This window comes from Streptomyces misionensis (assembly GCF_900104815.1).
Taxonomy (GTDB): Bacteria; Actinomycetota; Actinomycetes; order Streptomycetales; family Streptomycetaceae; genus Streptomyces; species Streptomyces misionensis.
Map to the genome: position 1 here is coordinate 2,919,809 of NZ_FNTD01000004.1, position 11,867 is coordinate 2,931,675.

General features: G+C 73.8%; 7 protein-coding genes. 3 read left to right on the forward strand and 4 right to left on the reverse strand.

Annotated features, from left to right (window positions below; all coding sequences use genetic code 11):
• Nucleotide 1: 1 nt before the first annotated feature.
• Nucleotides 2-2,578 carry an aminopeptidase N gene (gene pepN / locus BLW85_RS14955; protein ID WP_074992298.1) on the forward strand — a complete coding sequence of 859 codons (2,577 nt, stop codon included), beginning with the start codon at nucleotides 2-4 and terminating at the stop codon, nucleotides 2,576-2,578.
• A 206-nt stretch (nucleotides 2,579-2,784) separates the two neighbouring features.
• Nucleotides 2,785-3,819: a hypothetical protein gene (locus tag BLW85_RS14960; RefSeq protein WP_074992299.1), complete on the forward strand. Its 1,035-nt coding sequence runs from the start codon at nucleotides 2,785-2,787 to the stop codon at nucleotides 3,817-3,819.
• Between the two features lie 124 nt (nucleotides 3,820-3,943).
• Here BLW85_RS14960 and BLW85_RS40595 read toward each other — a convergent pair whose 3' ends face one another.
• The 4 genes from BLW85_RS40595 to BLW85_RS14980 all read right to left on the reverse strand — a co-directional run bounded on the left by BLW85_RS40595 (nucleotide 3,944) and on the right by BLW85_RS14980 (nucleotide 10,294).
• Nucleotides 3,944-6,673: an FUSC family protein gene (locus tag BLW85_RS40595; protein WP_279628604.1), complete on the reverse strand. Its 2,730-nt coding sequence runs from the start codon at nucleotides 6,671-6,673 to the stop codon at nucleotides 3,944-3,946.
• Complete coding sequence (locus tag BLW85_RS14970) at nucleotides 6,670-7,212, reverse strand: MarR family winged helix-turn-helix transcriptional regulator (RefSeq protein WP_079172339.1); 543 nt, start codon at nucleotides 7,210-7,212, stop codon at nucleotides 6,670-6,672. The genes BLW85_RS40595 and BLW85_RS14970 overlap by 4 nt, the downstream gene beginning before the upstream one ends.
• Before the next feature lie 68 nt (nucleotides 7,213-7,280).
• Nucleotides 7,281-8,447 carry a serine hydrolase domain-containing protein gene (locus tag BLW85_RS14975; RefSeq protein WP_208624843.1) on the reverse strand — a complete coding sequence of 389 codons (1,167 nt, stop codon included), beginning with the start codon at nucleotides 8,445-8,447 and terminating at the stop codon, nucleotides 7,281-7,283.
• A 92-nt stretch (nucleotides 8,448-8,539) separates the two neighbouring features.
• The gene (locus BLW85_RS14980) at nucleotides 8,540-10,294 is read right to left on the reverse strand and encodes a TIGR03767 family metallophosphoesterase (RefSeq protein ID WP_074992301.1); all 1,755 of its coding nucleotides are present in this window, start codon (nucleotides 10,292-10,294) and stop codon (nucleotides 8,540-8,542) included.
• A 482-nt stretch (nucleotides 10,295-10,776) separates the two neighbouring features.
• Here BLW85_RS14980 and BLW85_RS14985 point away from each other — a divergent pair, with 482 nt between their 5' ends.
• Nucleotides 10,777-11,793 (forward strand): aspartate-semialdehyde dehydrogenase, encoded by a 1,017-nt coding sequence (locus tag BLW85_RS14985; protein WP_074992302.1) that lies wholly within the window; start codon nucleotides 10,777-10,779, stop codon nucleotides 11,791-11,793.
• Nucleotides 11,794-11,867: the final 74 nt, after the last annotated feature.

An 11,867-nucleotide genomic window follows, 5' to 3' on the forward strand; every position in this document is an offset into this window, starting at 1 on the left:
CGTGCCCGGTGAGAATCTTTCCCGCGACGAGGCCCGGGAGCGGGCCGCCCTGCTGTCCGTCGACGGATACGACGTGTCCCTGGACCTCAGGTCCGCCGTCGGCGACGGGAACGGCGAGCCGCGCACCTTCCGCTCGGTGACCACCCTCCGCTTCCGCTGCAACGAGCCGGGCGCGTCCAGTTTCGCCGACCTGATCGCGCCGAGCGTGACCGCCGTGTCCCTCAACGGCAAGGACCTGGACCCGAGCGAGGTCTTCGACGGCACCCGGATCGCGCTGGAGGACCTGGCCGCGGAGAACGAGCTGGTGGTCGACGCCCAGTGCGCCTACTCGCGCACCGGCGAGGGCCTGCACCGCTTCGTGGACCCGGAGGACGGCGAGGTCTACCTCTACACGCAGTACGAGCCGGCCGACTCCCGCCGGGTGTTCGCGGGCTTCGAGCAGCCCGACCTCAAGGCGCCGTTCCGCTTCGAGGTGCGGGCGCCCGAGGGCTGGACCGTGTGGAGCAACGGCGCCGGTGAACTGTCCGACGGCGTCTGGCGGTTCGCGGAGACCAAGCCGATCTCGACGTACATCACCTGCGTGGTGGCGGGCCCGTACCACTACGTGACGGACACCTACTCCCGTACGTTCGCGGACGGCACCACGCTGGAGATCCCGCTGGGCGCGATGTGCCGCAAGGGGCTCGCCCCGCACTTCGACGCCGACGACGTCTTCCTGATCACCAAGCAGGGCCTGGACTTCTTCCACGAGCACTTCGACTACCCGTACCCCTTCGGCAAGTACGACCAGGCGTTCGTGCCGGAGTACAACCTGGGCGCGATGGAGAACCCGGGCCTGGTGACCTTCCGCGAGGAGTACATCTTCCGCGGGAAGGTGACGCAGGCGTCGTACGAGGCCCGCGCCAACGTGATCCTGCACGAGATGGCGCACATGTGGTTCGGCGACCTGGTCACCATGGCCTGGTGGGACGACCTGTGGCTGAAGGAGTCCTTCGCGGACTTCATGGGCACGTTCGGCAACGTGGGCGCGACCCGCTTCAAGGACGCCTGGATCACCTTCGCCAACCGCCGCAAGGCCTGGGCGTACCGCGCGGACCAGCTGCCGTCCACGCACCCGATCACGGCGGACATCCGCGACCTCCAGGACGCCAAGCTGAACTTCGACGGCATCACCTACGCCAAGGGCGCCTCCGTGCTCAAGCAGCTGGTGGCGTACGTCGGGCAGGACGCGTTCCTGGAGGGCGCCCGCCGCTACTTCAAGCGGCACGCGTACGGCAACACGCGCCTGGCCGACCTGCTGTCGGTGCTGGGCGAGACCAGCGGCCGGGACATGACGGCGTGGTCGCGGTCCTGGCTGGAGACGGCCGGGGTGAACGCGCTGACCCCGCAGGTGCTCCTGGCGGACTCGCGCGTCGCGGAGCTGGCGGTGGTGCAGGAGGCCCCCGAGACCCATCCCGAACTGCGACCGCACCGGATCGCGGTGGGCCTGTACCGGCTCGCCGAGGGCGGCGCGCTCGAACGGTACGCGCGGGTGGAGACGGACGTGGACGGCCCGCGCACGGTCGTGGCCGGGCTGGCCGGCGCCGAGGCCCCGGACCTGGTGCTGGTCAACGACGACGACCTGACCTACTGCAAGACCCGCTTCGACGCCGGTTCGCTGGCCACGCTCCAGGAGCACCTGGGCGACCTGACCGACCCGCTGGCGCGGGCCCTGTGCTGGTCGGCGCTGTGGAACATGACCCGGGACGCGCTGCTGCCGGCCCGGGACTTCATCGGCCTGGTGCTGCGCTTCGCGGGCCGCGAGTCGGACATCGGCGTGCTCCAGATGCTGCACGCGTGGGCGCACTCGGCGCTGGAGCGCTACGCGGCCCCCGACTGGCGGGAGACCGGCGGCGCGCTGCTCGCCGAGGGCGCGCTGCGGGAGCTGCGGGCGGCCGGGCCGGGCAGCGAGCACCAGCTGGCCTGGGCGCGGTTCTTCGCCTCGACGGCGTCGGCCGAGCCGGACCTGGCGCTGCTGAGGGAGCTGCTGGACGGCACCACGGAGATCGAGGGCCTGGAGGTGGACCAGGAGCTGCGGTGGGCGTTCCTGGAGCCGCTGGCCGCGCACGGCGTGGCCGACGAGCGGCTGCTCGCCGCCGAACTGGCCCGCGACGACACCGCGTCCGGCAAGCGCCACCAGGTCCGCTGCCTGGCGGCCCGCCCGTCGGCGGAGGTCAAGGCGCGGGCGTGGGAGCAGGTCGTGGAGTCCGACACGCTGTCCAACGCGCTGGTGGAGGCGACGATCGCGGGCTTCGACCAGCCCTCCCAGCGGGAGCTGACCGCGCCGTACGCGCAGAAGTACTTCGCGGCCATCGAGCGAGTGTGGCGGGAGCGTTCCATCCAGATCGGCATGGACGTGGTCAGCGGGCTGTTCCCGGCCCTCCAGGACCGGCCCGAGACGCTGGCGGCGACGGACGCGTGGCTCCAGGCGCACCAGGACGCGGCGCCCGCGCTGCGGCGGCTGGTGCTGGAGGCGCGGGACGACCTGGCGCGGGCGCTGCGCGGACAGGCGTGCGACGCGGAGGCCGCCGCCCGATAAGCCTTGGCCCGAGCCTCGGCGGTCGGTGACCGTTACCGGATTCGTGCCCCGACGGCCGTAACCCCTGGTCCGCACCCCGGCGACCAGGGGTTTCCGGTGCCCGATCGGCATCCGAACACCTGACCTTTAGTGCCGTCTTGTCCGCATTTCTCGACGACCGTGTAACAGCGGTTAAAGGAGGGACCAGGGGTGGGCATCCCGAGGGCATGACGCACAACACCCCCCTCTCCCCCCGCCCCCTCGGCCATCTCCACGACACCCACCACCGCGTGCTGACCACGGCCCAGCTGCGCGCCCACGGGGTGACCGCGGCCGAGCTGTCCGCACGGACCCGCCCCGGCGGGCCCTGGCGACAACTGCTGCCCCACGTCCACCTGTTGCACCCGGGACCGCCGACGAGCGAGGAGCGGCTGCGCGGCGCCCTGCTGTACGCGGCCCGCGAGCCCGCGCCGGGCGTCCCCCTCCAGCCGACGGCCCGGCACGCGCACCGCCCGCCGTACCCGGGCGCGATGCTCACCGGACTGGCGGCGCTCACCCTGTACGGCTTCCGCGCCGCGCCGCCGCTGACCTCCCTGGAGCACGTCGACGTCCTGGTGCCCCGGCAGCGCAGGCTGCGCTCCACCGGTTACGTCCGGATCGTGCGCGGCGCGGACGTGCCCGCCCCGCGCACGGTGACCGGGCTGCCGGTGGCGCCGGTGCCGAGGGCGCTCGCGGACGCGGTGGCCGGGCTGCGGGACGCGGAGCCGGTGCGGCGGCTGCTGACCGAGGCGGTGCGCGGCGGTCACTGCGAACCGGCCGCCGTCGTCCAGGAGTTGACGCGGGCGAAGCTGCTCGGGCGGCCGCACGTGGCGGGCGCGGTGGACGCGCTGGTCGCGGAGGGCCGGTCGATCGCGGAGGGCCGGCTGTACCGGATGGTCCGGGAGTACGGCCTGCCGGACCCGCTGTGGAACGTGGACCTGCGGCTGCCCGGCGGCCCCTCGCTCGGCGCCCTGGACGCCTACTGGCCGGACCAGGCGGTCGCGGTCGAGCTGGACGTCCGGCACGGGGACGGCGAGGACGCCGTCTGGGCGCGGTACGCGGACAAGCGGGAGCGGCTGGAGCGGCTCGGGATCACGGTCGTCCATCTGACCCCGGCGAAGCTCAGGGAGTCGATGGCCCAGCAGGCCGCGGTGGTCCGTACGGCCCTGATGGCGGCCGACGACCGGGAGCCGCCCGCCTACGTCGTCGCCCTGCCCCGGTAGTCCGGGCCCCCGCCACGGCCGCGCGCTTCCCCGGCCCCCCGGGTGCCGGGGCCGCCGCCCGGTGCGCCCCGCCCGATCCGCCGGGGAACGCCTCGGCGGCGGCCGGGGCGCCCCCGGCGCCCGCCTACAGCCGGATGTCCAGCCGCACGTCCGCCCGCGCCGCGTGGATCGTGACGGACTGGGCGCGCGGGGGGTGGTCGGCCGCCGCCACCACCAGGGTGTGGGAGCCCGGCCGCAGGCCGAGCCGGTAGCGGCCGGCGTCGGCGTGGGTCTGGGCGACCCGCTGGCCGCGGGAGTTGATGACGGTGATCCTGACGCCGGGGCAGCCGTCCGGGTGGGCGGCGCAGGACACCGCGCCGGCGAGGTACGCCGCGGCCGCGCCCTGCGCCTTGACCGCACCGGCGGCGGGATCCGCCGTGCCGGTGCCCACCGCGACGGCGACCTGGGCGGACGGCGTCCGCACGAGGCGCGTTCCGCCCCGGCCCGCCGCCGGGGCGTCCGCCGCCGGGACGGGCGCGGGCCGCCGGGACGGGCACGGCTGCCCCGCGTCCCGGCCGGTGCCGGGGGCCACGGGCAGCCCGCTCTTCTCGGCGAACGCGGCCAGTGCCGTGTCCAGTGCCTCCAGTTCGCGCAGGGCGGTCTGCAGCCGCTGGGCGCGCGGGCCGGGCGCGGCCGGGCGCACCTGGGCCTGCAACTCCCGGACCATGGGGCCGACGGGGCGCCAGGCGCCCTGGGCGGTGTCGTTGACGAGGTGGTGGTCGAGGGCGCGCAGCGAGTCGGTGAAGGTGCGGGTGACGAGCTGGAGCCGCTCGGACAGCCGCGGGGGGAGGTCGATGTCGATGTCCGCGGCGGACGCCAGCGCCCGGGCGTGTCCCGTGGCCGTGGTCAGCAGCGCCATCCGGTTGAGCGGCCCGCGTCCGCGCACCCCGATCGGCATGCGCACCAGCGGCCGGGAGACCTCCGCGACCTCGAACAGCGCGACGTCGACGGCTCGTGCCGCGCCCCGCAGCCGCACCGGGCTGTCCGGCTCCTCCCAGCGGGCCGAGACCTGGGTGAGCAGGTTCTGCACCGCCCGGACGTAGCCGTGTTCCGCCTCCCGGGCGATCGACCGGGTGGACAGGGGGAAGATCAGCGCGGCGCAGGCGGCCGCCGCCAGGATGCCGATGCCGTTGTCCAGGAGGCGTTCGCCGAGCAGGTGGTCCATCCGGCTGTCCGGCGTGGTCAGGCCGTAGAGCTGCACGAGGGCGACGACCAGGCCGGTGGTCCACAGGGCGTAGGCGCGCTGCATGCCCCAGGAGCCGAGGGCGAGACCGAGGACGATGACGGTGAGCGTCCAGTAGACGTGGTCGCGGCCGACCCAGTGGAGCAGGAGCACCCCGATGATCGCGCCGGCGGCGGTGCCGATCATGCGGTGGCCGAACTTGCGCAGCCGTTCGTGCGTGGTGTTGGTGCCGAACAGCGTGATCATCACGCCGACCAGGCCCCAGTAGAAGCGCCGCGGGTCGATGGCGTCGGCGATGGGACAGGCGATCGCGGCGGCCACTCCCGCGTGCAGCGGGGCCCGCACGAAGGGCACGACCCGCTGCCAGCCGCTCTGGGTGCGCGCGGTGAGCACGCGCCGCATCGGCGCGGCCGAGCCGGGGATGCGGTTGTTCTCCAGCGCCACGGCCGGTTCGAAGGGCACCGCGGCGGGGCTGTCGGGTGTGCGCCGGCCCAGGGCCAGCCAGCCGGACAGGGAGTCGGCCAGGGATTCGAGGAGTTCGGCGACGCGGCGGACGAGGGCCGCGGACTCGGCGTCGTGGGCGGCTGCCCGGGGGTCGTGCAGGATCGCGTCGGCCCGCTCCCGGATGGTCCGCACGGCGGGCCGCAGCCCGCCGGCCTCGGCGGGCGGGGTGTCGCGGGCCAGCAGCAGGCCCACCGCCAGGCACTGGCGCAGCTCTTCGGGCGGCGACTGCGTGGTGAGCACCTGGACCGCCTGGCTGATGCCGCGCAGCGCGAGCTCCGCGTCGAACAGATGCCGGTGCAGCAGCTCCGCCACCACGGGGTCGGTGGCGGCCTCGGGCTGGGCGAGGCGGGCGTCGATGGTGAGGGTGACCAGGTTCAGGCGGCGCAGCGAGCGGTTCATCCGGCGCTCCGCCCGCTTCGGGGAGGCGTCGGGGTCGAGCGCGTCGACGGTGATGTCGACCAGCCGGCGGGCCTCCAGGACGAAGGCCCGCTGGGTGCGGAGCAGGTCCTCCCTGGGCATCGGGTAGCACAGCAGGAGCCGGGCGGCCAGCACCGCCGCGGCGGAGACCAGGGCGATCACGAACGCCTTGCCCACCATGGCGGAGGGGATGCCCGCGATGGTGCCCACCATCAGCCCGTTGAACAGCATCATGCCGGTGAGCAGCGCCAGCTGACCGAACCGGGCGAGCAGGAAGGTCACGGCGAGCGCGACGACGTTGAGGCCGAGCTCCAGCGTGCGGTGGCCGCTCAGGCTCGCGGCCACCCAGAGCACCAGGGTGTAGGGGAACGGCATCCAGAGACTGGACTTCGCTATCTTGTCCCAGCTGTTGCCGGTCACCGCGAAGCCGTTCATCAGGCCCATCATCCCGCCGACCATCATGCCGATCATCGGGGGAACGGCGAGGGCGTGCGACAGTCCGTAGCCGACCGCCAGCGAGGTGACCATCGTCACCAGCGTCCGCCAGCCCGCCTGGAGCTGACCCAGTCCAGGGTCCGAGACCAGCACGCGGTCCCACCACCGGTACGGACCGGCCACCCGTCTGGGGGCCACGCCGATGGGCACGGCTTCGGCCGGTGTCACGGCCGGGGTGGGATCGGCTTCCTGCCGGGCGGTTCCTGGGCGGGTCAAGTGGCCTCCGGTTCCATGGCTTCGGCGAGCGTGGCCACGGCCTGCCGCGCGGCGTACACCGTGCGCTCGCATTCTTCGACGGTGGGGCTGTGCAGCGCGTCCAGCAGGGCGGCGGCCATCCGCTGCCGGGCCTGTTCGAGCAGGCGGCGTCCGCCGGGGGTGAGGGTCGTCTCCACCACGCGGCGGTCGGCCGTGGAGCGGCGGCGCTCGACCAGCCCCTGGTCCTCCAGCTTCTGGAGCAGCACCGTGACCCGGGGCTGCACCAGGCCGGTGCGCGCCGCGAGTTCGGTGACGCGCCGGGGCGTGGTCTCCAGAGCGGCGAGCAGGGACGCCTCGGTACGGGTCAGGCCGTACTCCCCGGCCCGGAACAGCGCCTGGGTCAGCCTGGCGAGGTCGCGCAGCATGCCCTGGGCGGCGCTCTGGATACGGCGTTCGGCGGAGGGGTCGCCGTCGTCGGCGGGTTCGCCGAAGCGGTCCGGGAGAAGGAGATCGTCCTGTCCGTCCAGGGGGGCGCCGCCACCGCCGGAGGATACGTGCATATGGAAAGTATATATCCACGTGATACGACCGCACGGCCGCACCCCCGGACCGGACGGTGTCCAGCTGGCTAGTCCCCGCAGAACTCGGCCTCGACCACCGCGTCCGTGTCCCCGGCCCAGTCGCTGTTGAAGTTCAGCGCGAGCACATGGCGGCCGTCGGCGGTGGCCGCCGCGACGGAGGTGGAGCCGAGGATGTCGCCGGTGTGGGTCCAGACGTGCACGCCGCAGCCGAGCCTGCGGTCCATGAGGCCGAGGCCGTAGCGGACGTCCGGGACGCCGTCGATCGCGACCGTGGTCCGCATCTCCGCCAGTTGGCGGGCGGGAAGCAGCCGTCCGCCCAGCAGGGCGCCGTAGAAGCGGTCCAGGTCGGCCGAGTCGGAGATCACCTCGCCCGAGGAGCCGGCGAGGGAGGGGTCGAGGTCGGTGACGTCGTACACCGGTCCCGCCGGGTCGTCGAACGTCGAGTAGGCCCGGCCGCTGGGACGCGGGAGGGTGACCTGCGTGCCGGGCAGGGACGTGGCCCGCAGGCCCAGCGGCTCGATGACGCGGCGGGTGATCTCGGTGGCGTACGAGTGTCCCGTCACCTTCTCGACGACCATCCCGGCGACGACGTAGTTGGTGTTGGAGTAGTGCCAGGAGGTGCCGGGCGCGAAGTCCGGCGCGTGCCGCAGGGCGATGGCCAGCAGCCCGCTCGGGGTGAGGGTGTCGTAGCGGTGCCGCCGGAAGCCGTCCTCGGTGAGGTGCGCGGCGCGGAACTCCTTGTCCTCCGTGTAGTTGGGCAGGCCGCTGGTGTGGTCGAGGAGCCGGCGCAGGGTGATGCGGCGGCCGTCGTTGCCGTGCCCCCGTACGAGCCCCGGCAGCCACTTGTCCACGGTGTCGTCCAGGGACAGCCGCCCCTCCGCCTCCAGCTGGAGCAGCACGGTGGCGACGAAGGTCTTGGTCATGCTGCCGATGCGGTACCGGTCCCGCGGCGAGCGCGGTTCGCCGGTGCGCAGGTCGCCGGTGCCGGCGGTCGCGGACCAGGTCCCGTGGGGGTCGCGCACGGTGACCGTCACACCGGGGACGCCGGCCGCGACGGCGGCCTCGACGGCCCGGCGGGTGGCGGAGTGCGCGTCGGCGGAGCGTGCTCCGGCGGGGCGGGGGGTGGGGTGGGCGTGGGTGGCGAGGGCCGGGGTGGTGAGGGCCGCCGTCAGGAGCAGGGCGGTGGCGCCCACCAGGACCGTGCGTGCCGGCATGTCTTCCCCCAACTGGTGATGTGCGCTGTCGGGGGAAGATACCGGTGCCGGGTGCCCGGGGGTTGCCCGGCACCGCTCCGGACGGCCGCGATTCAGCCCTTTTCCAGCACCAGTTCGGTGTTGCGGTCGGCCGCGGTGCCCGCGAGGTTCGGGCTCGCCCCGGGGGCGTTGAACGCCAACTCCCGGTAGAGCGCGGCGAGTCCGGTCTGGGAGAGGTCGGCGAAATCGGTGCGGTGCGGGGCCGCGGACTCGATCAGGGTGGTGAACAGGGAGATCGTGCCGTCCTTGTTGTCGGTCAGCTCGATGATCCGGGCGAGGTGGGGGTGGTCGACGTGCGAGGCGGTGGAGATCTCCCAGAACGAGCGGCCGCCGCCGGTGCGGTGCGGGGTGACGACGTTGCGGTGGATGTGCCCGTTCACCCAGGCCAGCACGTTGGCGTGGCGGGACAGCAGCGTGACCACCTCGGCGCCGCCGTGCCGCTTCTCGCCGGGGCGGTCCGGGTCGGGGCGGGTGTTGTCCATGGACTTGCTGGTGTGGTGGCTGAAGACGACGGCGTGGGAGTCCCTGTTCTCCCGCAGCGTCCTGTCCAGCCACTTCAGCTGGGCGGTGCCGATCGAGCCCTGGTAGTGGCCGCCGGGGTCGGTGGTGTCGAGGCTGATGCCGATGACGTCGTCCGAGATCCGGAAGGCGTAGTACTGGGTGCCCGCGTCGAGGTTCGCCGCGGAGTAGCCGTGCCCGGCCGGGCCGTGGCCCTGGTAGGCGGGGTCCAGATGGGCCTTGAGGTAGTCGGACCGGGTGTAGGGGGCGCGCTTCTCGTCCGCCGTGACCGCCCGCATGCCGCTCGCGTGGGCCTTGAGGAAGTCGCGGTAGCCGACGGCCGCGGGGTCCGTGCCGTTCTTGATGGCGGCCTGGAGCTTCTTGGCGTCGGCGAGGGCGACGTCGTACAGCTTCCGGCCGCCGATCGCGGCCTCGGCGAGGTAGGGGTCGCCGTGGGAGCCGTAGCAGCCGAGCGGGAGGGCGTCGTGGTTGCCGACGGTGGAGTACCACGGCACGTCCAGGCCGGGGCTGCGCACCTCGCGGACGGCGGCGGCGAGGAAGCCGTCCAGGTGCGGGAAGCCGAGCGCCTTGTCGCCGTCGCGGACGTCGGAGTCGGGCTGCCAGAACATCTTCAGGCCGCTGTTCTGCACGCCCTCGTAGTACCGGGGGTCCCCGGTGTTGGGGGTGATCCGGCCGCCGCTCATCACCTTCATGAACCACTCCAGTTCGGAGTGGGCGTTGTTGTCGGTGTTGTCGCCGGTGGTCATGACGAACCCCAGCGGGGCGCCGGTGACCGGGCCGCCGCGCAGCGCGTTCACCCGCTCCACCAGCGAGACCGCGCCGGGCACGGTGAGCGCCTCGTGCGGGCGCCAGGAGTGGGTGTCGGTGACGCGCATGTACTCCAGGCGCAGCGGGTGCTGCACGTCCTGGAGGTGCAGATCGGTGAACTGCACGAACGCGGCGAGCGTCGTGCGGCGTCCCTCCCGCCCGGACTTCGGGGCGGCCAGCTCGGTGCGCACCACCCGCGGCCAGCCGGGCCCGTCGCCGAGGCGCCGGTAGCCGGAGGCGCCTCGCGGGGTGGCGACCGAGTCGAGGGTGGTGCCCTTGGTGGAGGGGGCGAGCGGAGCGGCCGGCCCCCGGGACCCGGCGGCGGGCGTCCGGGTGGCGGGGGCGGTGGTGGCGGCCTCGCTGGCCGTGGGGCGCAGGGCGTAGCCGACGCCCGCGGAGAGCGAGACCGCTCCGGCGGCGGCGAGGACGGAGCGGCGGCTGACCCCCGCGGCGGAGGCGGCGACAGAGCGTGTGCGCGGCATGCGCGATCTCCCCGGGTGCGAACGCGTCGGCAGTGGTCGCGGGCCGCCGCGTACGCGTACGCCCCGCTCAAGGGGGATCGTCGGCGGCGGGGGTGGCCCCGGCGTGAACGAGACGGCAACGCGGGGCGCCGATCACGGGACGTCGATCACCGGGTACGGCACGTGGTCACGGAGTGGATCGCGGACGGTCCGGACGCGGTCGTTCCCCGTTCATCCGCCGGGGCAGGGGGCGCGCCCGGCGCCGGGACGGAGCGCCTCGCGGCAGAGGCGTGCGTCACACGTCCGTATGACCGTGTCCCGGCCGGGCAGGGGGCTGGGCGGCACGGCGTGCGGCGCGGGCACCCGGTGGGGCGCCCTTGCGGGCACGTCCACTCCTCGGGCACATGTCGCAAAGAATTGGACAGGTGGGCCGGGGTCGGCCGCATCATGGAAACGCCCCGGTCAGCCCCGGGGCCAGGCAGAGTCGGACAGAGGGAGTCGTCGTGAGGGTCGGAATCGTCGGAGCCACCGGTCAGGTCGGCACGGTCATGCGCAGGATCCTCGTGGAGCGCAACTTCCCGGTCACGCAGCTGCGGCTGTTCGCCTCGGCCCGCTCGGCCGGCACGGTGCTGGACGGCGTGACGGTGGAGGACGCGTCGGCCGCCGACTACTCCGGCCTCGACATCGTGCTCTTCTCGGCGGGCGGCGCGACATCCAAGGCGCTGGCCGAAAAGGTCGCCTCGCAGGGCGCCGTCGTGATCGACAACTCCTCGGCCTGGCGCCGCGACCCCGAGGTGCCGCTGGTCGTCGCCGAGGTGAACCCGCACGCGATCGCCGACCGCCCCAAGGGCATCATCGCCAACCCGAACTGCACCACGATGGCCGCGATGCCGGTCCTCAAGCCGCTGCACGAGGAGGCGGGCCTCGAGGCCCTGGTCGTCGCCACCTACCAGGCGGTGTCCGGGTCGGGTCTCGCGGGCGTGGCCGAGCTGCACGGCCAGGTCCAGAAGGTGGCCGCGGAGGCCGACAAGCTGACCCACGACGGCCAGGCGGTCGACTTCCCCGAGCCGAACGTCTACCGGCGCACCATCGCCTTCAACGTGCTCCCGCTGGCCGGCTCGATCGTGGACGACGGTCTGAACGAGACCGACGAGGAGCAGAAGCTGCGCAACGAGTCCCGCAAGATCCTGGAGATCCCCGGTCTCAAGGTCTCCGGCACCTGCGTGCGCGTACCGGTCTTCACCGGCCACTCCCTCCAGATCAACGCCCGCTTCGCCCGCCCGCTCTCCCCCGAGCGCGCCACCGAACTGCTGGCCAAGGCCCCGGGCGTCGCCCTGTCCGACATCCCGACCCCGCTCCAGGCGGCCGGCCAGGACCCCTCGTACGTCGGCCGTATCCGCGCCGACGAGACGGTGGACAACGGGCTCGCCCTCTTCGTCTCCAACGACAACCTCCGCAAGGGCGCGGCGCTGAACGCCGTGCAGCTGGCGGAACTGGTGGCGGCGGAACTGGCCGCCTGACCCGGCAGGGCGGCCACGGACGCGTGGCCGCCCTTTTCCGTGCCCCGGCGCCTTCCCGCCGGACACGAGGAAGG